Annotated in this window: 21 protein-coding genes; 4 read left to right on the top strand and 17 right to left on the bottom strand. The window is 72.4% G+C overall.

What is annotated here, in order from left to right; genetic code table 11:
- Nucleotides 1-100 precede the first annotated feature (100 nt).
- The 3 genes from AB0G08_RS20960 to AB0G08_RS20970 all read right to left on the bottom strand — a co-directional run bounded on the left by AB0G08_RS20960 (nt 101) and on the right by AB0G08_RS20970 (nt 3,243).
- A complete protein-coding gene (locus AB0G08_RS20960; RefSeq protein WP_358090470.1) occupies nt 101-2,080 on the bottom strand; it encodes an ABC transporter ATP-binding protein in 1,980 nt (659 codons plus the stop codon).
- 121 nt (nt 2,081-2,201) lie between these two features.
- Nucleotides 2,202-2,969: an enoyl-CoA hydratase/isomerase family protein gene (locus AB0G08_RS20965; RefSeq protein WP_358090391.1), complete on the bottom strand. Its 768-nt coding sequence runs from the start codon at nt 2,967-2,969 to the stop codon at nt 2,202-2,204.
- A gap of 46 nt (nt 2,970-3,015) precedes the next feature.
- Nucleotides 3,016-3,243, bottom strand: a complete 228-nt coding sequence (locus AB0G08_RS20970; RefSeq protein ID WP_007462679.1) for a helix-turn-helix domain-containing protein — start codon at nt 3,241-3,243, stop codon at nt 3,016-3,018.
- 210 nt (nt 3,244-3,453) lie between these two features.
- Between AB0G08_RS20970 and AB0G08_RS20975 the strand changes: the two genes are divergently transcribed.
- The gene (locus AB0G08_RS20975; protein ID WP_358090394.1) at nt 3,454-4,053 is read left to right on the top strand and encodes a cadmium resistance transporter; all 600 of its coding nucleotides are present in this window, start codon (nt 3,454-3,456) and stop codon (nt 4,051-4,053) included.
- A gap of 117 nt (nt 4,054-4,170) precedes the next feature.
- Here the strand turns inward: AB0G08_RS20975 and AB0G08_RS20980 are convergent, their stop codons facing one another.
- Complete coding sequence (locus AB0G08_RS20980) at nt 4,171-5,775, bottom strand: ABC-F family ATP-binding cassette domain-containing protein (protein WP_358090397.1); 1,605 nt, start codon at nt 5,773-5,775, stop codon at nt 4,171-4,173.
- A gap of 245 nt (nt 5,776-6,020) precedes the next feature.
- Here AB0G08_RS20980 and AB0G08_RS20985 point away from each other — a divergent pair, with 245 nt between their 5' ends.
- Nucleotides 6,021-6,938 carry a neutral zinc metallopeptidase gene (locus tag AB0G08_RS20985; RefSeq protein WP_358090473.1) on the top strand — a complete coding sequence of 306 codons (918 nt, stop codon included), beginning with the start codon at nt 6,021-6,023 and terminating at the stop codon, nt 6,936-6,938.
- A gap of 99 nt (nt 6,939-7,037) precedes the next feature.
- On the opposite strand, the gene AB0G08_RS20990 is transcribed toward AB0G08_RS20985, so the two are convergent.
- The 10 genes from AB0G08_RS20990 to AB0G08_RS21035 form a co-directional block, all read right to left on the bottom strand.
- Complete coding sequence (locus AB0G08_RS20990; protein WP_358090399.1) at nt 7,038-7,688, bottom strand: acVLRF1 family peptidyl-tRNA hydrolase; 651 nt, start codon at nt 7,686-7,688, stop codon at nt 7,038-7,040.
- A 34-nt stretch (nt 7,689-7,722) separates the two neighbouring features.
- On the bottom strand, nt 7,723-8,349 hold the full coding sequence (locus AB0G08_RS20995; RefSeq protein ID WP_358090401.1) for a LysE family transporter: 627 nt from the start codon (nt 8,347-8,349) through the stop codon (nt 7,723-7,725).
- Nucleotides 8,350-8,554: 205 nt separating this feature from the next.
- Nucleotides 8,555-8,971 (bottom strand): metal-sulfur cluster assembly factor, encoded by a 417-nt coding sequence (locus tag AB0G08_RS21000; protein ID WP_358090404.1) that lies wholly within the window; start codon nt 8,969-8,971, stop codon nt 8,555-8,557.
- Nucleotides 8,968-9,444, bottom strand: a complete 477-nt coding sequence (sufU, locus tag AB0G08_RS21005) for a Fe-S cluster assembly sulfur transfer protein SufU (protein ID WP_358090407.1) — start codon at nt 9,442-9,444, stop codon at nt 8,968-8,970. Before sufU ends, AB0G08_RS21000 begins: the two co-directional genes overlap by 4 nt.
- 42 nt (nt 9,445-9,486) lie before the next feature.
- Entirely contained in the window at nt 9,487-10,791 is a 1,305-nt protein-coding gene (locus AB0G08_RS21010; RefSeq protein ID WP_358090409.1) for a cysteine desulfurase, read from the bottom strand.
- A gap of 32 nt (nt 10,792-10,823) precedes the next feature.
- Nucleotides 10,824-11,597 (bottom strand): Fe-S cluster assembly ATPase SufC, encoded by a 774-nt coding sequence (sufC, locus tag AB0G08_RS21015; protein WP_121400692.1) that lies wholly within the window; start codon nt 11,595-11,597, stop codon nt 10,824-10,826.
- Nucleotides 11,597-11,923 (bottom strand): non-heme iron oxygenase ferredoxin subunit, encoded by a 327-nt coding sequence (locus AB0G08_RS21020; protein WP_358090412.1) that lies wholly within the window; start codon nt 11,921-11,923, stop codon nt 11,597-11,599. The genes sufC and AB0G08_RS21020 overlap by 1 nt, the downstream gene beginning before the upstream one ends.
- Complete coding sequence (gene sufD, locus AB0G08_RS21025; RefSeq protein WP_358090414.1) at nt 11,923-13,065, bottom strand: Fe-S cluster assembly protein SufD; 1,143 nt, start codon at nt 13,063-13,065, stop codon at nt 11,923-11,925. Before sufD ends, AB0G08_RS21020 begins: the two co-directional genes overlap by 1 nt.
- 116 nt (nt 13,066-13,181) lie before the next feature.
- Nucleotides 13,182-14,612 carry a Fe-S cluster assembly protein SufB gene (gene sufB, locus AB0G08_RS21030; RefSeq protein WP_088999372.1) on the bottom strand — a complete coding sequence of 477 codons (1,431 nt, stop codon included), beginning with the start codon at nt 14,610-14,612 and terminating at the stop codon, nt 13,182-13,184.
- On the bottom strand, nt 14,609-15,367 hold the full coding sequence (locus AB0G08_RS21035) for an HTH domain-containing protein (RefSeq protein WP_358090417.1): 759 nt from the start codon (nt 15,365-15,367) through the stop codon (nt 14,609-14,611). Before AB0G08_RS21035 ends, sufB begins: the two co-directional genes overlap by 4 nt.
- A 98-nt stretch (nt 15,368-15,465) precedes the next feature.
- On the opposite strand from AB0G08_RS21035, the gene AB0G08_RS21040 reads away from it, so the two are divergent.
- The gene (locus AB0G08_RS21040; protein ID WP_358090420.1) at nt 15,466-16,428 is read left to right on the top strand and encodes a COX15/CtaA family protein; all 963 of its coding nucleotides are present in this window, start codon (nt 15,466-15,468) and stop codon (nt 16,426-16,428) included.
- Nucleotides 16,429-16,465: 37 nt separating this feature from the next.
- On the opposite strand, the gene AB0G08_RS21045 is transcribed toward AB0G08_RS21040, so the two are convergent.
- The 3 genes from AB0G08_RS21045 to AB0G08_RS21055 all read right to left on the bottom strand — a co-directional run bounded on the left by AB0G08_RS21045 (nt 16,466) and on the right by AB0G08_RS21055 (nt 19,097).
- Nucleotides 16,466-17,386 (bottom strand): hypothetical protein, encoded by a 921-nt coding sequence (locus tag AB0G08_RS21045; protein ID WP_358090423.1) that lies wholly within the window; start codon nt 17,384-17,386, stop codon nt 16,466-16,468.
- A gap of 6 nt (nt 17,387-17,392) precedes the next feature.
- Complete coding sequence (locus AB0G08_RS21050) at nt 17,393-17,725, bottom strand: hypothetical protein (protein WP_358090426.1); 333 nt, start codon at nt 17,723-17,725, stop codon at nt 17,393-17,395.
- Nucleotides 17,726-18,137: 412 nt separating this feature from the next.
- Nucleotides 18,138-19,097, bottom strand: a complete 960-nt coding sequence (locus tag AB0G08_RS21055; protein WP_358090429.1) for a heme o synthase — start codon at nt 19,095-19,097, stop codon at nt 18,138-18,140.
- A gap of 265 nt (nt 19,098-19,362) precedes the next feature.
- On the opposite strand from AB0G08_RS21055, the gene tkt reads away from it, so the two are divergent.
- Nucleotides 19,363-21,501 (top strand): transketolase, encoded by a 2,139-nt coding sequence (tkt, locus tag AB0G08_RS21060; protein ID WP_358090431.1) that lies wholly within the window; start codon nt 19,363-19,365, stop codon nt 21,499-21,501.
- Nucleotides 21,502-21,513: the final 12 nt, after the last annotated feature.

The raw sequence follows: 21,513 nt of genomic DNA on the forward strand, positions 1-21,513 counted from the left end.
AGTCGCTCGCCGGCCCCGGCCGGTTGAGTCGCTCGCCGGCCACGGCCGGGTGCGAGCCGGGCGCCGGTGCGACGGTGTTCGCTGGAGCGCCGGCCGGGCGTCAGTTGGCCGCGGCCGGCGGCAGCGCCTCGTCGGCGAGGTAGGGCCGCAGCGGCGGCACGGCCACCGGCTCGGGCCCGGTCGCGTCGGCGTACGGGGTGGGCGAGTCGGCGACCGCGAACTGGGTGCGGTAGAGCTCGGCGTAGAGCCCGCCCACGGCCACCAGTTCCTCGTGCCGCCCCCGCTCGACGATCCGCCCGTCGTCGAGCACCAGGATCTGGTCGGCGTCGCGGACGGTCGAGAGCCGGTGTGCGATCACCAGCGCGGTACGCCCGGTCAGCGCCACCGACAGCGCCCGCTGCACGGCGGCCTCGCTCTCCGAGTCGAGGTGCGCGGTCGCCTCGTCGAGGATCACGATCGACGGGGCCTTGAGCAGCAGCCGGGCGATGGCGATGCGCTGCTTCTCGCCACCGGAGAAGCGATAGCCGCGCTCGCCGACGAGGGTCTCCAGCCCCTCCGGCAGCGACCGGACCAGGTCGGCGACCTGCGCCCCGGCCAGGGCCGCCCAGATCTCGTCGTCGGTGGCGTCCGGCCTGGCGTAGCGCAGGTTCTCGGCGATGGTCTCGTGGAACAGGTGCGAATCCTGGGTGACCACGCCGATCTCGTCGCGCAGCGAGTCGAGGGTGGCGGTGCGGACGTCGACCCCGCCGACCAGCACCTGCCCGTCGGTGACGTCGTAGATGCGGGAGATCAGCATGGACAGCGTCGACTTGCCGGCGCCGGAGGGGCCGACCAGCGCCACCATCTGCCCCGGCTCGACCGCGAACGAGACGCCCTTGAGCACGGGCTCGTTGACCGTGCGGTCGAGGGCGGCGACCTCCTCCAGGGAGGCGAGCGAGATCTCGGCGGCGCTGGGGTAGCGGAACCGGACGTCGCGGAACTCGACCCGGCCGTTGGCCGGGGGCACCGGCACGGCGTCGGGCTTCTCCTCGATCGTCGGCTTCAGGTCGAGCACCTCGAAGACCCGGTCGAAGGAGACGAGCGCGCTCATCACGTCGACCCGGACGTTGGACAGCGCGGTCAGCGGGCCGTAGAGGCGGGTGAGCAGCAGGGCGAGGGTCACCACGGTGCCTGCGCTGACGTTGCCGGTGACCGCCAGCCAGCCGCCGAGGCCGTAGGTGAGCGCCTGGGCCAGCGAGGCGACCAGCAGCATCGCCACGAAGAACGTCCGCGAGTACATCGCGGACTGGATGCCGATGTCGCGGACCCGCTCGGCCCGCCCGGCGAACCGGCGGGCCTCCACCTCGGGCTGGCCGAAGAGCTTCACCAGCAACGCGCCCGAGACGCCGAACCGCTCGGTCATCGTCGCGTTCATCTTCGCGTCGAGGTTGTAGGACTCCCGGGTGATCTCGGCGAGCCGCCTGCCGACGCGGCGGGCCGGGATGATGAAGACCGGCAGCAGCACGAGCGAGAGCGCGGTGATCTGCCAGGAGAGGGTGAACATCACCGCGGCGGTGAGCACGAGCTGGATGACGTTGCTGACCACCCCGGACAGCGTCGAGGTGAACGCCCGCTGCGCGCCGAGCACGTCGTTGTTGAGCCGGCTGACCAGCGCGCCGGTCTGGGTGCGGGTGAAGAACTGCAGCGGCATCCGCTGGACGTGGTCGTAGACCCGGGTGCGCAGGTCGAGGATGATGCCCTCGCCGATGCGGGCCGAATACCACCGCTGGGCGAGGGAGAGCAGCGCGTCGGCCACCGCGAGCCCGGCGATGACGAACGCCAGCCGGACCACCGCGCTGCCGGCGTCGGCGCCGCCCCGGGTGATGGTGTCGATCACGTCGCCGGCGAGCACCGGGGTGGCGACCCCGATGACCGCGGCCAGCACCACGGTGACCAGGAAGACGACGATGTCCCGGCGGTAGGGCCCGGCAAAGGCCACGATCCGGCGGGCCACGCCGCGCTTGAGCCGGTGGGTGGAGATCTCGTCGCGGTTGCGCATCGACCGGAGCATGCTCCAACCGGCCATGCCGCCGCCGGACATCGAGTTGGACACGTTCACCTCCGGGTCGTCGGGCTGACCGCACCGTCCGTCAGGTCAATTCTCCCGACGACTCTGACAACCTCGGCCGTAACCCTGATCTTCCCGAACGGTCCTTACTATTCTATTCTCCCCGCCCGGCGAGATCGCGCAGCCGGCGCGTCTGCGCCTCCCGCTCGGCCCGCTGCTGGTCGGCGGCGGACCGGCCGGTCGCGCCGGCCAGCAGGGCCTTGATCTCCACCACCGCGTTGCGGTCGTTGGCCAGCAGCCCGGCGGTCAGGTCACGCACCGCGGCGTCCAGCTCGGCGTTCGGCACGACCAGGGTGGCCAGGCCGATCCGGTCCGCCTCGGCGGCGTCCATCCGCCGACCGGTCGCGCAGATCTCCAGCGCGCGGCTGTAGCCGACCAGGTCGACCAGGCGGCCGGTGCCGGCGAGATCCGGGACCAGGCCGAGCGTCACCTCGGCCATGGAGAGCTTCGCGTCCTCGGCGAGCACGCGCAGGTCGCAGGCGAGCGCCAGCTGGAAGCCGGCGCCGATCGCGTGCCCCTGCACGGCGGCGACGGAGACGACGTCGGGGCGGTGCAGCCAATTGAAGCCGCCCTGGTATTCAGCGATCCGGTCGGCGCACTCCTGCTCGGGCAGGGTGGCCAGCTCGGCGAACGACCCCGGGCCGGAGGCGCCGGCCACCGACAGGTCGAGGCCGGCGGAGAACGCCCGCCCCTCGCCGCGCACGACGACGACGCGTACGTCGCCGGGGAGGTCCCGGGAGAAGTCGCTCATCGCGCGCCACATCGCCGGGGTCTGCGCGTTGAGCACGTCGGGCCGGCACAACGTGACCGTCGCGACCGGCCCGTCGCATTCCAGCCGGACCCCGGTCGCCTCGGCGGTCACCGGGCGACCCGGGGAGCGGCGCTGACGGACAACGCTGGTGGGCGGGTCACGCCTTCTTGCGGCGACGGGCGCCGCCACGCTGCCGCAGCTGAACCCCGGACTCGGTGAGCACCCGGTGGATGAACCCGTAGGAACGGCCGGTCGAGGCCGCGAGCGCGCGGATGCTCTCACCCGAGGTGTACCGCTTTACCAGGTCCTTGGCGAGCGTCTGACGCTCGGCTCCGACGATCCGGCGACCCTTCTCAGTGCTGGTGGCTGTGCCCGTGGCTGCCATGCTGTGTCCTCACGTCCCAGACTGTGCGGTTCGGATACGGTCCCACCTATTAGACCGCCTCGAACGATCATGCGCCAGATATCAACTCTTCGCCAACCGACACGCTATGCAATGTCAGCTTCCCGATAGAGTGACCCTCCCGACGCGAGCGGGGGCCCACCCGGCCCTCCGCGCGGGGCGGGGTGGGCGGTCGCGCCGTACCCTGCTGGCGTGATCGACCTGTTGGGCACCGCGGCCGGCGCCGCCGTGGTGTTCGCCGCCACCGACATCGACGACATCGTCGTCCTGACGCTGTTCTTCGTCGCCGCCCGCACCACCGGCCGGCCCCGCACCTGGCAGATCGTCGCCGGGCAGTACCTGGGCATCGGCGCGCTCGCGCTGGCCAGCGCGGTGGTCGCGGCCGGGCTGCTGGTGGTGCCCGAGCCGTGGACCGGGCTGCTCGGCCTGCTGCCGGTCGCCCTCGGCGTACGCGCGCTGCTCCACCACGACGCCGACGACGCCCCGGCGGTGGTCGGCTCGGCGCTCGGGGTGGCCGGGGTGACGATCGCCAACGGCGCCGACAACATCGCCGTCTACGTGCCGGTGTTCCGGGCGCTCGGCCCGGCCGACAGCGCGGTGTTCCTGCTGGTCTTCGTGGTGCTCATCGCGCTGTGGTGCGCCGCGGGGGCCTGGCTGGGCGGCCACCCCCGGGTGGTCCGGCTGGTCGGCCGCGTCGGCCCCCGGCTCGTCCCGGCCGTCTTCATCGCCATCGGCGTGGTCATCCTGGCCACCTCGGGCGTCCTCCCCCACGCGCTCGGCCTGCTGCGCTGACCACGCCGACGCGCGCCGCCACGCCGGGACCAGGGCCGGCGGGCTGACCGCGCCGGGACCGGGCCGGCGGGCTGACCGCGCAGGGACCGGGAGCCGGCGGGCGGCGCTGCGGTCCGCTCAGGCCAGCTCGACCAGTTCGAGCAGGTCGTCGCTCCAGGCGTCCTCGTCGCCGTCGGGCAGCAGGATGGCGCGGTCCGGCTTCAGCGCCATGACCGCGCCGGGATCGTGGGTGACCAGCACGATCGCACCCGGGTAGCGGGCGATGGCGTCGAGCACCTGCTCCCGGCTGACCGGGTCGAGGTTGTTCGTCGGCTCGTCGAGCAGCAGCACGTTCGCCCCGGAGCAGACCAGGGTGGCCAGCGCGAGCCGGGTCTTCTCGCCGCCGGAGAGCACCCCGGCCGGCTTGTCCACGTCGTCGCCGGAGAACAGGAACGCACCGAGGATCTTGCGCAGGTCGGTGTCGGTCTGCTCGATGGCGGCGCTGCGCATGTGCTCCAGCACCGTCCGGTCCACGTCGAGCGTCTCGTGCTCCTGCGCGTAGTAGCCGAGCCGCAGGCCGTGCCCGGCGTGCACCTCGCCGGTGTCCGGCTCCAGCAGGCCGCCGAGCATCCGCAGCAGGGTCGTCTTGCCGGCGCCGTTGAGCCCCAGGATGGCCACCCGGGAGCCCCGGTCGACCGCCACGTTCACGTCGGTGAAGATCTCCAGCGAGCCGTACGACTTCGACAGGCCGGTCGCGGTGAGCGGGGTCTTGCCGCACGGGGCCGGGTTCGGGAAGCGCACCTTCGCCACCCGGTCGGCGACGCGTACCTCCTCCAGGCCGGAGATCAGCTTCTCGGCCCGCCGGGCCATGTTCTGCGCGGCGACCGTCTTGGTGGCCTTGGCCCGCATCTTGTCGGCCTGCGCCATCAGCGCGCCGGCCTTCTTCTCGGCGTTGGCCCGCTCCCGGCGGCGACGCCGCTCGTCGGTCTCGCGGGCCTCCAGGTACGCCTTCCAGCCCAGGTTGTAGACGTCGACCACGGAGCGGGTGGCGTCGAGGAACCACACCTTGTTGACCACCGACTCCAGCAGCGAGCCGTCGTGGGAGATCACGATCAGGCCGCCCTTGTGGTTGGCGAGGAAGCTGCGCAGCCAGGTGATCGAGTCGGCGTCGAGGTGGTTGGTCGGCTCGTCGAGCAGCAGGATGCCGCCGCCGTTCTCGCCGGCGTCGCGGAACAGGATCCGGGCCAGCTCGATGCGGCGGCGCTGACCGCCGGAGAGCGTGCCGATGGTCTGGGCCAGCGCCCGGTCCGGCAGGCCGAGGTTGGCGCAGATCCGGGCGGCCTCGGCCTCGGCCGCGTACCCGCCGAGGGAGGCGAACTGGTCCTCCAGCGCGCCGTAGCGACGGACCAGCTTGTCGTCGGCGCCGTCGGCGAGCTTGGTCTCGATCTCCTTCATCTGGGCCATCAGCACGTCCAGGCCGCGGGCGGAGAGCACCCGGTCGCGGCCGGTGACCTCCAGGTCGCCGGTCCGGGGGTCCTGCGGGAGGTAGCCGATGGCGCTGCGCCGGTCGATCTGGCCGGCGTACGGCTGACCCTCGCCGGCGAGCACCTTCAGCGTGGTGGTCTTGCCGGCGCCGTTGCGGCCGACCAGGCCGATCCGGTCACCCGGCTGCACCCGCAGCGTGGTGTCGGACAGCAGGATGCGGGCGCCGGCGCGCAGCTCCAGGCCGGTGGCAGTGATCATGTCGGAGGACTCGCTCTCGGGGTCTGGAAGGGCTGACTCAGGGCACGCGAAAGCGCCGGCGAGCACGAGGCCCGTCGGCGCGGGGCGGTTCAGCCTTCGCAGAGCAGCACGGGACCAAGTGTACCGGGCGCCGCGCGGGCGCCCCGCCGGATTACCGACCAAGATCATCGGGTACCGAAACGCAGTCCGGACCCGGTCCGGTACCGCAACCACCAAAACGGATCAAATCGGTGATCGGGGTAGACATGGAGCTGAACGAGAACGCGCGGATCGACACCGGCCAGGTGGACGACCGGCGAGGGTCCGGCGGGGGCGGCGGGCTGGGCGGCATCCCCATCCCGATCGGCGGCGGCCGGGGCGGCATCGTCGGCCTCGTCATCGCCGTGCTCGTCGCGCTCGTCGGCGGCGGCTTCGGCCTGAACGCGGCCACCAACGGCGGCGACGAGCCGCAGGGCGACAACGCGTCGCTGGAGCAGAAGTGCTCGGCCGAGGACGCGCTCCAGCAGCTCGACTGCCGCAACGCGCTCTACGTCAACTCCATCCAGGCGTACTGGCAGAAGGCCCTGCCCGAGGCGTTCGGCGAGCAGTACCGCCCGTCCCGGACGGTGTTCTTCAGCCAGGGCGTCAACACCGCCTGCGGGCAGGCCGACTCCGGCGTCGGCCCGTTCTACTGCCCCGCCGACGACCTCGTCTACATCGACCTCACCTTCTACCAGGTGCTCGCCCAGCAGCTCGGCGCCTCCGGTGAGTTCGCCCAGCCCTACGTGCTCGCCCACGAGTACGGCCACCACGTGCAGGACCTCCTCGGCACCGAGGCCCAGATGCGCCGCCAGCAGCAGCGCGACCCGGACAGCGCCAACGAGCTCTCGGTCAAGCTGGAGTTGCAGGCCGACTGCTACGCCGGCGCCTGGGCGAAGAACGCCACCGGCACCGCCGACGCGAGCGGCCAGAAGATCTTCACCAGCATCAGCGAGCAGGACATCCAGCAGGCCATCGACGCCGCCGAGAAGATCGGTGACGACGCCATCTCCGAGCGGGCCAACCGGCCGGTGAACCCGGACGAGTTCACCCACGGCTCCTCCGCCCAGCGCAAGGAGTGGTTCACCCGGGGCTACTCCACCGGCGACCCGAAGTCCTGCGACACCTTCCGCGGCAGCCTCTGACCGGCACGGGAACCGTCCCTCGGCGGCCGGTGGGCGAGCGCCCGCCGGCCGCCGTCGTGTCCCCGGTGCACGGGCCAGGATCCGGACCGCCCGGGAGGGTCAGGCCGGGTCGCGGACCAGGATCCGGACCGCCCGGGCCGCCGCGATGGCGGCGACGAGCACGGCGTGCCGCGGCTCGGGGACGTCCAGCAGCCGCTCGGCGCGCAGCGCCGCCAGCGGGGCGAGCCGCCGGTCGGCCAGCACGGTGTCCACCGCCCGCCGGTCCCCGCCGCAGACCAGCGCGCCCAGCGACGACGCCTCCGGCAGCAGCAGCCGTACGGCCAACTCGGCCGCGTCGCCCAGCGCCGCCTTCGCCTGGTTGTCGCGCCGCCGGGCGAAGCGCTGCTGGGACCAACCCCCGGCGGCGGTGCGGCCCTGCACGTAGCGGGTGTCCACCTTGGAGACCACCAGTTCCTCCCCCGCCGCGACGCCCACCGCCACCGCGCCCTTGCGGGCGAGCAGCAGGCCGAGCCGGCGGGGTGCGGTCGCCGCGGCCACGAAGCCGGGCACGTCCGGGGCGGCCGGCGCGCCGGGCGGGGTGTGCAGCTCGGCGGTGGCGCCGTCCGCGGCGGCGAGCAGCAGCCCGTACGCCTGGACGGTGGTGGTGGTGGGCGGGCCGTGCCGCTCGGCGAAGCCCTCGACCCAGCGGGCGGCCCGGGCCGGGTCCACCTCGACCCAACGGCCGCCTCCGGCTGCGGGTCGGCTGCTCATACGCCCGAACCTACGGCACCGGGCCGCCGGCGGGTCAGTCGGGCAGCAGCATCGCCACGGCCAGGGCGGCGATGATCGCGCTGGAGAGCAGCGCGGTCACGAGCCGACCGCGCGGGCCGGTCAGCACCCGGCCGACCAGGGTCCCCCCGCCGGCGATCAACAGCTGCCAGCTCGCCGAGGCGACGAACGCGCCGAGCACGAAGAGGCCGGCGGCGAGCGGACCCGGCTCGGTGCGGTCCGTGCGGCCCAGCACGAGCGCGGCGAAGTAGACCACGGTCGCGGGGTTCAGCAGGGTCAGCGCGAGCACACCGGTGAAGGCGCGGACCGGGGTGTCCATGCCCCGGCGGACGCCGGCGGCCCCGGTCGCGGCGCGGGGGCGCAGCGCGCGCCAGGCGCCGTGGCCGGCGAGAAGCAGCAGCACCAGTGCCGCGGCCAGCCGCAGCGGCCCGGCGACCGGGGCGATCAGCCCGGCGACGGCGGCCCCGCCGAGGGCCGCCACGGCGGCGTAGAGCCCGTCGGCGGTCGCCACCCCGCACGCGGCGGCGGCGCCGACCCGGAACGACGTGCGGGCGCTGAGCCCGAGGATGAGGATCGCGATCGCGCCGACCGGGATGGCCACGCCGTAGCCGGCGACCAGACCGGCCAGGAACGCGCCGGTCACGACGGTCGGCGGCGGATCGGGACGCGACCGGACGCGGTCCGCTGTCGCCACGCGGCGGTGGCCGCGGCGACGGGAACGGTCTTCGTCGGGTACGTCTCGATCACCCGCTCATCCTCGGCCGCACCCCGCCGCCCCGCCACCGAATTCCCCACGAACGAGCGAGCGCGCCGCCCCGGCAGGGGCGACGCGCTCGACGAGAAACGTGTCAGACGTTGAAGCCGAGGGAGCGGAGCTGGTCGCGCCCCTCGTCGGTGATCTTGTCCGGCCCCCACGGCGGCAGCCACACCCAGTTGATCCGGATGTCGTCGACCAGGCCGCCGCCCGGTCCGGTGGTCAGCGCCTGCCGGGCCTGGTCCTCGATCACGTCGGTCAGCGGGCACGCCGCCGAGGTCAGCGTCATGTCCAGGGTGGCGACGTTGTCGTCGCCGACGTGCACGCCATACACCAGGCCGAGGTCGACCACGTTGATGCCCAGCTCGGGGTCGACGACGTCCTTCATCGCCTCCTCGATGTCGGCGACGGCGGCCTTGCCCTTGGCCGCCGTCGCGGCGGCCTCCCCGACCGGGGCGCCCGCGCCCTCGGTCGCCGGGTTCGCCGCGGTGGCGGTGTCCTCGCTGCTCATGCCTCAACCTCCGTCAGGCTCACGCCCACGCCGGCGCGTGCCGCGGCGTCCTTGAACGCCATCCACGGCAACAGCGCGCACTTGACCCGGGCGGGGTAGCGGGCGACGCCCGCGAACGCGACCCCGTCACCGAGCACGTCCTCGTCCGGCGTGACCTGGCCACGGCCGGACATCAACTCGACGAACGCCTCGTGCACCCGGAACGCGTCGCCCGCGCCCCGGCCCACCAGCAGTTCGTGCAGCACGCTCGCCGACGCCTGGCTGATCGAGCAGCCCATGCCGTCGTACGAGACGTCGTGCAGCACGTCGCCGTCGGTCGCCACCCGGACGGTCACCTCGTCACCGCAGGTCGGGTTGACGTGGTGCGCCTCGGCGACCCGGGCGCCCGTGGCGTCCGCGTCGCGCAGGCCCCGGCCGTGCGGGTGCTTGTAGTGGTCCAGGATGATCTCCTGGTAAAGAGATTCAAGCTGCATCAGGCTGAACTCCCGTCGATCCGCGGGCTCCTGCGTCGCCGCTCACTCGAACACCTTCCGCACCTGCTCCAGGCCCGCCACCAGGGCGTCGATCTCCCCGGTGGTGGTGTAGAGGTAGAACGAGGCCCGCGTCATGGCCGGCACGCCGTACCGGGTGCACACCGGCTTGGCGCAGTGGTGGCCGACGCGCACCTGCACGCCGAGCGAGTCGAGCACCTGCCCGACGTCGTGCGGGTGGATGTCGCCGAGGGCGAACGAGATCGTGCCGCCCCGGCCCACCGGCACGGCCGGCCCGAAGATCCGCAGGCCGGGCACCGTGGCGAGGGCGTCCAGCGCGTACGCCGTCAGCTCCTTCTCGTGCCACTGGATGGCCCGCATCCCGATGCCGGTGAGGTAGTCGACGGCCGCGCCGAGCGCGACCGCCTCGGCGATCGGCGGGGTGCCCGCCTCGAACCGGGCCGGCGGCGCGGCGAACGTCGACCGGGCCATGCTGACCGTCTCGATCATCGACCCGCCGCCCAGCACCGGCGGCATCGCCGACAGCAGCTCGGAGCGGCCCCAGAGCACGCCGATGCCGGTCGGGCCGCACATCTTGTGCCCGGTGAAGACGATGAAGTCGGCGTCGTAGTCGACCACGTCCATCGGCATGTGCGGCACCGACTGGGAGCAGTCGAGCAGCAGCAGCGCACCCACCTCGCGGACCCGCTCGGTGATCCGCGAGGTGGCGTTGACCGTGCCGAGGATGTTGGACATGTGCACCAGCGAGACGATCTTCGTCCGCTCGGTGACCAGGTCCGCCAGCCCCGACTCGTCCAGGCGCCCCTGGTCGGTGACCGGGAACCAGCGCAGGGTCGCGCCGGTGCGCTCGCAGAGCAGCTGCCACGGGACGATGTTCGAGTGGTGCTCCATCTCGGAGATCACCACCTCGTCACCGGGGCCGAGCCGGAAGCGAGGGTCGGCGTCGGGCCGCAGCGACGCGTTGGAGAACGCGTACGCCACGATGTTGATCGCCTCGGTGGAGTTCTTGGTGAACACCACCTCGTCCACGCTCGGCGCGTTGATGAACGCGGCGATCTTCGCCCGCGCGCCCTCGTACGCCTCGGTGGCCTCGGTGCCCAGGGTGTGCACCGAGCGGGAGACGTTGGCGTTGTGCATCGCATAGTGCTCGCCGAGCACGTCGAGCACCTGCCGCGGCTTGTGCGAGGTGTTGGCGCTGTCGAGGTAGACCAGCCGGTGCCCGTTGACCTCCCGGTCGAGGATCGGGAAGTCGGCGCGCACCTTCGCCACGTCGTAACGCGGCACGTCGTCGTACTGCGGCATCCCCGACGGGATCGCGATGGAAGTCATGTCGACCGGCCCACCCATTCTTCAGAGAGGACTCAGGCCCGCGCCGCGCCGGCCCCGGCGGCGTACCGCTCGTAGCCCTCTTCCTCGAGCTTGTCGGCCAGCTCCGGGCCGCCCTGCTCGACGATCCGGCCGGCGACGAAGACGTGCACGAAGTCCGGCTTGATGTAGCGCAGGATCCGGGTGTAGTGGGTGATCAGCAGCATGCCGGTGTCGCCGGTGTCGCGGACCCGGTTCACGCCCTCGCTGACCACGCGCAGCGCGTCCACGTCGAGGCCGGAGTCGGTCTCGTCGAGGATGGCGATCTTCGGCTTGAGCAGCTCCAGCTGCACGATCTCGTGCCGCTTCTTCTCGCCGCCGGAGAAGCCCTCGTTGACGTTGCGCTGGGCGAACGCCGGGTCCATCTGGAGGCGCTCCATGGCCCCGCGCAGCTCGCCGCCCCAGGTGCGCAGCTTGGGCGCCTGGCCGTCGATGGCGGTCTTGGCGGTACGCAGGAAGTTCGCCACCGAGACGCCGGGGACCTCGACCGGGTACTGCATGGCCAGGAAGAGGCCGGCGCGGGCCCGCTCGTCCACGGACAGGGCCAGCACGTCCTCGCCGTCGAGGGTCACCGAGCCGCCGGTGATCTCGTACTTGGGGTGGCCGGCGATCGAGTAGGCCAGGGTGGACTTGCCGGAGCCGTTCGGGCCCATGATCGCGTGGGTCTCGCCCGAGCGGACGGTCAGGTCGACACCGGCCAGGATCGGCTTGAGCTCACCCTCGGGCAGCTTGACCGACACCTTCAGGTCGCGGATCTCCAGGGTGCTCATTATCGGGTCACTCCATTGCTCGGCGTGAGACTGACGTAGATGTCGCCGTCTCGGACTTCGACGGGATAGACGGGAACGGGTTCGGTGGCGGGCAGCCCGGTCGGCTCGCCGGTCCTCAGGTCGAAACGGGATCCGTGCAGCCAGCATTCCAGGGTGCAGCCGGAGACCTCCCCCTCGGAGAGGGCGACCGCGGCGTGCGAGCACTCGTCGTAGGCGGCGTAGAAGACGCCGTCCTCGCCGTGCACCAGCGCGATCGGGGTGCCGTCGACGTCCGCGCTGACCACGGTGCCCTTCGGCACGTCCTCGGTGGAGCAGAGGCGGATCATCAGGCGCCGGCCTTGGTGAGCCGGGCCTCGATGGCGTCCCCCAGGCGCTCGCGCAGCGACTCGACCGGGATCTTGTTGATCAGCTCGGCGAAGAAGCCGCGGACCACCAGGCGCCGCGCCTCGGACTCCGGGATGCCCCGGGCCATCAGGTAGAACAGCTGCTCGTCGTCGAAGCGGCCGGTCGCGCTCGCGTGCCCGGCGCCGGCGATCTCGCCGGTCTCGATCTCCAGATTGGGTACGGAGTCCGCCCGCGCGCCGTCGGTCAGCAGCAGGTTCCGGTTGATCTCGTACGTGTCGGTGCCGGTCGCCTCGGCGCGGATCAGCACGTCGCCCACCCAGACGGTGCGCGCGCTCTCGCCCTGCAGGGCACCCCGGTAGCCGACGTAGCTGCGGCAGTCCGGCACGGTGTGGTCGACCAGCTGGCGGTGCTCCAGGTGCTGCCCCGAGTCGGCGAAGTAGAGGCCGTACAGCTCGGCCTCGCCGCCCCGGTCGGTGTACTCCACCGAGGTGTGCTGCCGGACCAGGTCGCCGCCGAGGGAGACCTGGACGTGCACCACCTTGGCGTCGCGGCCCAGCCTGACCCGCAGGTGCTGGGCCTGGACGGCGTCGTCGGCCCAGTCGGCGACGGTGACCAGGGTCAGCTTCGCCCCGTCCGCCACCGCCACCTCGACGTTGTCGGCCAGCGTGGCCGAACCGACGTGCTCCACCACCAGGGTCACCTCGGCGAACCGGCCCACCTCGACGAAGGTGTGCCCGAAGGCCACGCCCTCGGCGCCCTCGCCGACCACCCGCAGGCTCACCGGCTCCGCCACCACCGCGTCGCGGGCGACCTGGACCAGCAGCGCCTGCCCGGCCCCGCCGTAGGCGAGCGCGCTGACCCGGTCGACCGGGGTGAGCACGCTGCCCACCCGCGGGTCGTCGGAGCCGATGCGCCCGACGGTGACGCCCTCGGGCAGGTCGCCGTGCTCGTGGCGGACCGTGCCGGTGGCGGCCTGCGCCCCGGCGGTGAGCCCGCGCAGCCGCTTGAGCGGGGTGAAGCGCCACTCCTCCTCCAGGCCGGTCAGGGCCGGGAAGTCGGCGACGTCGTACGAGCGGAGCGCCTGCGACTTGGTGCTGGGCGGCGCGGAAGCCTGGGTAGTCATCTCTTCCTTGGTGTGTTCTACGACGACGGTGTCATTGATCGGAGGGGCGGTCGGTGTTCGCGCGGCCCGGCCAGACGGGTCGGCGTCCGCGCGGCCCCGCAGCGGCCGGGCTTGGGTCAGCCGACCGCGCCCTCCATCTGGAGCTCGATCAGGCGGTTGAGTTCCAGGGCGTACTCCATCGGGAGCTCCTTGGCGATCGGCTCGATGAAGCCACGCACGATCATCGCCATCGCCTCGTCCTCGCTCAGGCCCCGGCTCATCAGGTAGAAGAGCTGGTCGTCGCTGATCTTGGAGACGGTCGCCTCGTGCCCCATCGACACGTCGTCCTCGCGGATGTCGACGTACGGGTAGGTGTCCGAGCGGGAGATCGTGTCGACCAGCAGCGCGTCGCACTTGACCGTGCTGCGGCTGCTGTGGGAGCCCTCCAGCACCTGGACCAGGCCGCGGTACGACGTGCGGCCGCCGCCCCGGGCGATCGACTTGGAGATGATGGTCGAGGAGGTGTGCGGGGCGGCGTGCACCATCTTGGCGCCCGCGTCCTGGTGCTGCCCCTCGCCGGCCATGGCCACCGAGAGCACCTCGCCCTTGGCGTGCTCGCCGGTCATGTAGACCGCCGGGTACTTCATGGTGACCTTGGAGCCGATGTTGCCGTCGACCCACTCCATGGTCGCGCCCTCGTGGCAGACGGCGCGCTTGGTGACCAGGTTGTAGACGTTGTTCGACCAGTTCTGGATGGTCGTGTAGCGGCACCGGGCGTTCTTCTTGACGATGATCTCCACGACGGCGCTGTGCAGCGAGTCGGAGGAGTAGAGCGGCGCGGTGCAGCCCTCGACGTAGTGCACGTACGCGCCCTCGTCGACGATGATCAGCGTCCGCTCGAACTGGCCCATGTTCTCCGTGTTGATCCGGAAGTAGGCCTGCAGCGGAATCTCCACGTGCACGCCCTTCGGCACGTAGATGAACGAGCCGCCGGACCACACGGAGGTGTTCAGCGCGGCGAACTTGTTGTCGCCGACCGGGATCACCGTGCCGAAGTACTCCTTGAAGACGTCCTCGTGCTCGCGCAGCGCGGTGTCGGTGTCCAGGAAGACGACACCCTGCTCCTCGAGGTCCTCGCGGATCTTGTGGTAGACGACCTCGGACTCGTACTGCGCCGCGACACCGGCGACCAGCCGCTGCTTCTCCGCCTCGGGGATGCCCAGCCGGTCGTAGGTGTTCTTGATGTCCTCGGGCAGGTCCTCCCAGCTGGTGGCCTGCTTCTCGGTGGACCGGACGAAGTACTTGATGTTGTCGAAGTCGATCCCGGTGAGGTCGGCGCCCCAGGCCGGCATCGGCTTGCGACCGAACAGCCGCAGGCCCTTCAGCCGCAGGTCGAGCATCCAGGCCGGCTCGTTCTTCTTGGCCGAGATGTCCCGCACCACCGCCTCGTCGAGGCCACGCTGGGCGACCGCCCCGGCGACGTCGGGGTCGGCCCAGCCGTACTCGTAGCGACCCAGCGCGGCGAGCTGCTCTTCCTGGGTCAGGGGCTGGACGATCTGCTCGGTCATCTATCTGTCCTCACAGTGGTGACGGTCTTACCGGACTGGGCACGCCCCGGCTGGGCGGGAATGTGCGTGGTGCACACCCCGTCGCCGTGCGCGATGGTGGCCAGGCGCTGCACGTGGGTGCCGACCAGGCGGGAGATCACCGCGGTCTCGGCCTCGCACAGCTGGGGGAACTCGGCGGCCACGTGCGCCACCGGGCAGTGGTGCTGACAGAGCTGGCCGCCGGAGGCGATCGTGGACGCGTTCGCAGCGTAACCCTCGGCGGTGAGCGCTCCGGCGAGTGCCTCGGCCCGCGCGATCGGATCGTCGCCGGCGTCCTCCATGGCGGCCCGGCAGCGGGCCTCCAGCGCGGCGACCTGGTCGGTGGCGAACGCCTCGACCGCCTCGGCGCCGCCGTTGCGCGAGATCCAGCGCAGCGCGGCGGTGGCCATGTTGTCGTAGTGGTGGGTGCCGCAGCGGACCCGGGCCGCGGCGGTCAGCACGAACACCTTCGCCGGCCGGCCCCGGCCGCGGTGGCCCCGGACGGTCTGGTCGCGGGCGACCACGTCACCGTCGGCGAGCATCGCGTCGAGGTGCCGGCGGATCGCGGCCGGGCTGAGCCCGAGGGCCGAGCCGAGCTGCGCGGCGGTGGTCGCGCCCCGCTCCAGCAGCAGCTGGGTGACCCGGTCACGGGTGGAGACATCCGCGACGGACGCGGACTGACCGGCGGCCGGGACGGCCGCCGGCTGGTGCTCGGAGAGCGCCGCCACGTTTTTCACAACGCCAACGTTACGTAATTCGCCCGGGGCCCGCAAACCCGGGTCCCGGTGATCCGAACCACCGCACGGACGGAGTCACCCGATCGGGCTCCACTACGGTGCGTAGGATTTGCGCCGTGAAGCGATCCGTCCGGTTCCCGGTCTCCACCGCCCTGCTGCGCCGTCTCGCGCTCGCCTCGATCATCGCGAACGTGGGCATCGTCGTCACCGGCGGGGCCGTCCGGCTCACGGCGTCCGGTCTCGGCTGCCCCACCTGGCCCAGGTGCACCGACGACTCGTACGTCACGACCTCGGAGATGGGCATCCACGGGGTGATCGAGTTCGGCAACCGCCTACTCACCTTCGCGGTCGGCGTCATCGCGCTGGCGGTGCTGGTGGCCGTGCTGCTGCACCGCCCCCGGCGCCGGAGGCTGATCCCCCTCGCGGTCGCCGTGCTCCTCGGCATCCCGGCCCAGGCGGTCGTCGGCGGCATCACCGTGCTGACCAACCTCAACCCGTGGGTGGTCGGCCTGCACTTCCTCGCCTCGATGCTGGTGATCGCGGCCGCGTACGCGCTCTGGCGGCGGATCAAGGACCCGGCGGGCCCGGCGGTGGCCGTCGTGCCGACCCCGCTGCGGACCCTGGCCGCGCTCACCACCGTGGTCGGCGCGGCCGTGCTGGTGATCGGCACCTGGGTGACCGGCAGCGGCCCGCACGCGGGCGACCAGGGCGCCGCCCGCAACGGGCTCGACCCCGAGACGATCTCCCAGGTGCACGCCGACGGCGTCTTCCTGCTGGTCGGCCTGTCCGTGGCGCTGGTCTTCGCCTTCCGCGCGGTCGGCGCGCAGCGGGCCGCGCGGGCCGCGGTGGTGCTGGTCGCGGTCGAGCTTGGCCAGGGCGTGATCGGCTTCGTGCAGTACTTCACGAACCTGCCGGCGCTGCTGGTGGGCGCGCACATGCTGGGTTCCTGCCTGGTGCTGCTGGCCACCCTCTCGGTGCAGTGGTCCACCCGCGAGCGTCACCCGGTCGGGTCGACCCCGGCCCCGGCGGCCACCGAGCGGCCCGTCCCGGTCGCCGCCTGAGCGCTCCCCGGCCGCCCCTGGCGCCGGTGGCGGCTGGTCAGCCGGCGGCGCGGCCCAGGCGGGCCAGGATCGCGTCGGCCAGGCGGTCGGCGGCGCCGTCGGCGTGGGCGAGGAACAGCGACGGCTCGGTGAGCTCCAGCTCCACCAGGAGCGGCGCGCCGTCCGGGCCGGGGATGAGGTCCACCCGGGCGTAGAGCAGCCGTCCCGGCCCCCCAGGCACCGCCGCGAGGGCCCGCTCCGCCACCGCCAACTGTTGAGCGGTGGCGGTGCGGGCGGTGATCTCCTCGGGCCGGTACAACCCGGTGACCTCGAGGTCCGGGCCGGTCAGCATCGGGCCCTTGCGGATCGCGTGGCTGAACGTCGGACCGCCCGGTCCGGCCAGGAAGAGCAGCGCCGTCTCGCCCGCCGTGTCGACCGCATCGAGGTACGGCTGCACCATGGCCAGCCGCCCCGCGTCCGACAGCCGTCGCACGTGCGCCACGGCCAGTTCCCGGTGCCGCGGATCAGCCAGGTCGTAGCGGCCGGTGTCCCGGCTGCCCGCGCTGACGGCCGGCTTGACGACGTACTCGCCGCGGGCGGGCGGTAGCCAACTCTCCCCCGGCGCGACCCAGGACGTCGGCACGGTGGGCACCCCGGCCGCGGACAGCTCGGCCAGGTACCGCTTGTCGGTGTTCCAGCGCACCACGTCGGCCGGGTTGGCCAGGGCGGGGACCCTCGACGCCCAGGCGACGAACTCGTCGCGCCGCAGCGCGTAGTCCCACGGCGAGCGGAGCACCGCCAGGTCGTAGGCCGGCCAGTCGGCGGTCGGGTCGGCCCAGTCCAGCGCCTCGGCGCTCACGCCGCGACGCGCCAGCGGGTCGAGCAGCAGCCGGTCGTCGGGGTCGAGGTCGGGCAGTTCGGCACAGGTGACGAAAGCGACCCGGGGTTCCCCCCGGGTCGACTGGTGGTGATCGGTCAATTTATGTCAACGGGCCATCGTGCGCCGGGCCATCGACCGCCAGAGGTCGTTGCTCGGACGCATCTGGTCCATCAGTTCACGCTCCCAGGCGTTCTCGACGGTGACTCCCGCCTTCGCGCAGGCCTGCCGCGCCACGACGGTGTCGTCGGCGAACTGGTCGCCCCACACCCCGTCCTCGCCCACGAGGACGATGCGCGCGCCACGCTTGCCGACGTACTCGATGACCGCCTTCGCCCCACCGTGACCGGCGGCGAACGACTTTAGGCCGGCGACCAGGCCCTGCGGGGCCTGCCCGGGGGTCTGTTCGGCCGTCAGCGTCGTATCGGAACCATCTGCCATGACGGGAAGCGTAAGCAGACTTCCACCCGGGCGGGCGAGAACCATGAACCTTTTGTGATGCCAATTACCCGCGGGTTTAAGGAGAACCACAGGCGATATGCCCGGCCTTATCCGCACTTGTCACTCCAAAGCATCGCCCCGAACCGGGCCGGCCCGGGGCATCCGAGCGGTTCCGGACCGATGCCGACGGTGTCGCCGATGTAACAAGAAACCGGACATGGCATACACGATGATGATTTGCCGCGCGACGGCCGGCCGGGCCGGGAACCGGTGACGGGTCGGCACCGGTCAGGCCGGCGGGCCGGGCCCAGTCAGCTCGGGCGAGCGCGGCACGGTCGGACCAGCCGCGTCGAGCGCCGTCGGACCAGCGCGTCGAGGGCGGTCGGACCAGCGCGTCGAGCGCGTCGAGCCGTCAGATCAGCGCGTCGAGGGCGACGGCGGCGAAGAGGATGGTCAGGTAGGTGGTCGACCAGTGGAACAGCCGCATGGGCTTGACGGCCTGCCCCCGCGCCACCCGCCGGGCGAGCTTGTGCGCCTCCACCACGAAGATGGCGCCGACCACCACGGCGGGCACGCCGTAGATCAGGCTCATCCCCAGCGGCCACACGGCCAGCGAGGACGCCACGGTCAACCAGGCGAAGCCGATGATCTCGGCGTTCACCCGCCGGGTCGAGGCCACCACCGGCAGCATCGGGATGCCGGCCCGGGCGTAGTCGTCCTTGTACTTCATGGCCAGCGGATAGAAGTGCGGCATCTGCCAGAAGAAGACCACCGCGAACAGCGCCCACGCGGCCGGGGCGAGCGTCCCGGTCACCGCCGCCCAGCCGATCAGCACCGGCGCGGCCCCGCAGGCCCCGCCCCAGAACGTGTTCGCCGTCGTGGTGCGCTTGAGCCAGAGGGTGTAGACGACGTCGTAGTAGACGATCGCGGCCAGCGTGAGCGCGGCGGCCAGCAGGTTGGTGAACGCCGCCATCATCGCGACCGACACCGTCGCCAGCACCAGCCCGAAGATCAGGGCGTTGCGCGGCGACACGGTGTGCGCCGGCAGCGGCCGGCGCTTGGTGCGCCGCATCAGCTGGTCGATGTCCCGGTCGATGTAGCAGTTGATGACGCTGGCCGCGCCAGCGGCGAGCGAGCCGCCGACCAGCACCACGGCCACCAGCCAGAGCGACGGCAGGCCGCCGTCCGCGAGCATCATCGCCGGCACCGTGGTGACGAGGAGCAGCTCCACGATCCGCGGCTTGGTCAGCGTCACGTAGGCCGCGACCACCGCGCGGACGTCCCGGCGGGCCACCGCCGACGCCTCCGTCGCAGTCCGCACCGGCGGCTGCCCGGCAGAGTTGCTGACGGGGCGCTCGGTGATCATGCTCACGGATTGCCACCTTCCGGCGTCGGCAGGGGAGGTCGGATCGGCCGGACCCGACTGGGGCCACACGCCGCACCACAGACTACGCGTCGTCGTTTTGGCTGCCCGGGCGACCCGACAACGGTGCGGGCCGTCACACCGTCGAGGCGGGGCCACGGACCGGCGCCGACCAGTACAGACCGGCATGCAGAGATCCCTGGGCGGACGTTTAGGACCGCTCGATAGGGTCATCACTGAGGGTTCCGCCCATCTGCCGAGGAGCACAACCATCGTGGCTGCCAACCGACCCGAGCACCCCGCACTCAACTGGTCCGACCTCGACCGCCGGGCCGTCGACACCGTCCGCGTGCTGGCCATGGATGCCGTGGAGAAATCCGGCAACGGCCACCCGGGCACCGCGATGAGCCTCGCGCCCGCGGCCTACCTGCTCTTCAATCGGGTCATGCGGCACAACCCGGCCGACCCGAACTGGCCCGGCCGGGACCGCTTCGTGCTCTCCGCGGGCCACTCCAGCCTCACCCTCTACATCCAGCTCTTCCTCTCCGGCTACCCGCTGGCCCTGCAGGACCTGGAGTCGCTGCGGCAGTGGGGCTCGCTCACCCCGGGCCACCCCGAGCACGGACACACCCCCGGCGTGGAGACCACCACCGGGCCGCTCGGGCAGGGCCTCGGCAACGCGGTCGGCATGGCGATGGCCGCCCGCCGCGAGCGCGGCCTGTTCGACCCGGAGGCCGAGCCGGGCCGGTCGGTCTTCGACCACGACATCTGGTGCATCGTCTCCGACGGCGACATCGAGGAGGGCATCAGCCACGAGGCCAGCGCGCTCGCCGGGCACCAGCAGCTCGGCAACCTCACGGTGATCTACGACGACAACGAGATCTCGATCGAGGACGACACCCGGATCGCCAAGAGCGAGGACGTCGCCGCCCGCTACGAGGCGTACGGCTGGCACGTGCAGACCGTCGACTGGCGCGCCGGCGACGCCGACCAGGGCGACTACCACGAGGACGTCGAGGCCCTCCACCGGGCGCTGCTGGCGGCGAAGGCCGAGACCGGCCGCCCCTCCTTCATCGCGCTGCGCACCATCATCGGCTGGCCCGCGCCCAACAAGAAGAACACCGGCAAGATCCACGGTTCGGCGCTGGGCGGCGACGAGGTGGCCGCCACCAAGCAGCTCCTCGGCTTCGACCCGGCGCGGACCTTCGAGGTCGACGAGGAAATGCTCGGGCACGCCCGTCAGGTGATGGAGCGCGGCGCCCGGGCCCAGCAGGAGTGGACCACGGCGTTCGACGGCTGGGCGAAGGCCAACCCGGAGCGCCACGCGCTCTACGACCGGATGGCCGGGCGGATCCTGCCGAGCGGCTGGACCGAGGCGCTGCCGGAGTTCCCGGCCGACGCCAAGGGCATCGCCACCCGGGCCGCGTCCGGCAAGGTCCTGGAGGCGCTCGCCGGAGTGCTGCCGGAGCTGTGGGGCGGCTCGGCCGACCTGGCGGAGAGCAACAACACCACCATGAAGGGCGAGCCGTCCTTCGTCCCAGCCGTCCACGCCACCAAGGACTTCCCGGGCCACGAGTACGGCCGCACGCTGCACTTCGGCATCCGCGAGCACGCCATGGGCGCGATCCTCAACGGCATCGCGCTGCACGGCGGCACCCGCCCGTACGGCGGCACCTTCCTGGTGTTCAGCGACTACATGCGCCCGTCGGTGCGGCTCGCCGCGCTGATGAAGCTGCCGGTGGTCTACGTCTGGACGCACGACTCGATCGGCCTCGGCGAGGACGGCCCGACGCACCAGCCGGTGGAGCACCTGAGCGCGCTGCGCGCCATCCCCGGCCTGGACGTGGTCCGGCCGGCCGACGCCAACGAGACGGCCTGGGCCTGGCGGCAGGCGCTGGAGCACACCGACCGGCCGACCGCGCTGGCGCTCAGCCGGCAGGCGCTGCCGACGCTGGACCGGTCGACCCTGGCCGGCGCCGAGGGCGTGGCGAAGGGCGGCTACGTGCTCGCCGAGGCGTCCAACGCCAAGCCGCAGGTGATCCTCATCGGCACCGGCTCCGAGGTGCAGCTCTGCCTGACCGCGCGCGAGCGGCTGGAGGCCGACGGCACCCCGACCCGGGTCGTCTCGATGCCCTGCCAGGAGTGGTTCTTCGAGCAGGACGAGGCGTACCGGGAGTCGGTGCTGCCGCGCGGGGTAAAGGCACGGGTGAGCGTGGAGGCGGGCATCAGCATGTCCTGGCACGGCATCGTCGGCGACTGCGGCGAGAGCGTCAGCCTGGAGCACTACGGCGCGAGCGCCCCGCACTCCGTGCTCTTCGAGCAGTTCGGCTTCACGCCCGACCGGATCGTGGCCGCCGCGCACGCGGCGCTGACCCGGATGGGCGACATCACCGGTTTCACGACCGGCAACTGAGGGGAGCGTGGA

Origin of the sequence: Micromonospora sp. NPDC023644, assembly GCF_040640115.1 — a bacterium.
Taxonomy (GTDB): Bacteria; Actinomycetota; Actinomycetes; order Mycobacteriales; family Micromonosporaceae; genus Micromonospora.

Coding starts and splice junctions, on each gene's coding strand:
- AB0G08_RS20960 (WP_358090470.1), bottom strand. CDS start 2,080: ATGTCCGGCGGCGGCATGGCCGGTTGGAGCATGCTCCGGTCGATGCGC.
- AB0G08_RS20970 (WP_007462679.1), bottom strand. CDS start 3,243: ATGGCAGCCACGGGCACAGCCACCAGCACTGAGAAGGGTCGCCGGATC.
- AB0G08_RS20980 (WP_358090397.1), bottom strand. CDS start 5,775: ATGATCACTGCCACCGGCCTGGAGCTGCGCGCCGGCGCCCGCATCCTG.
- AB0G08_RS20985 (WP_358090473.1), top strand. CDS start 6,021: ATGGAGCTGAACGAGAACGCGCGGATCGACACCGGCCAGGTGGACGAC.
- AB0G08_RS20990 (WP_358090399.1), bottom strand. CDS start 7,688: ATGAGCAGCCGACCCGCAGCCGGAGGCGGCCGTTGGGTCGAGGTGGAC.
- AB0G08_RS21000 (WP_358090404.1), bottom strand. CDS start 8,971: ATGAGCAGCGAGGACACCGCCACCGCGGCGAACCCGGCGACCGAGGGC.
- sufU (WP_358090407.1), bottom strand. CDS start 9,444: ATGCAGCTTGAATCTCTTTACCAGGAGATCATCCTGGACCACTACAAG.
- AB0G08_RS21010 (WP_358090409.1), bottom strand. CDS start 10,791: ATGACTTCCATCGCGATCCCGTCGGGGATGCCGCAGTACGACGACGTG.
- sufC (WP_121400692.1), bottom strand. CDS start 11,597: ATGAGCACCCTGGAGATCCGCGACCTGAAGGTGTCGGTCAAGCTGCCC.
- AB0G08_RS21020 (WP_358090412.1), bottom strand. CDS start 11,923: ATGATCCGCCTCTGCTCCACCGAGGACGTGCCGAAGGGCACCGTGGTC.
- sufD (WP_358090414.1), bottom strand. CDS start 13,065: ATGACTACCCAGGCTTCCGCGCCGCCCAGCACCAAGTCGCAGGCGCTC.
- sufB (WP_088999372.1), bottom strand. CDS start 14,612: ATGACCGAGCAGATCGTCCAGCCCCTGACCCAGGAAGAGCAGCTCGCC.
- AB0G08_RS21050 (WP_358090426.1), bottom strand. CDS start 17,725: ATGGCAGATGGTTCCGATACGACGCTGACGGCCGAACAGACCCCCGGG.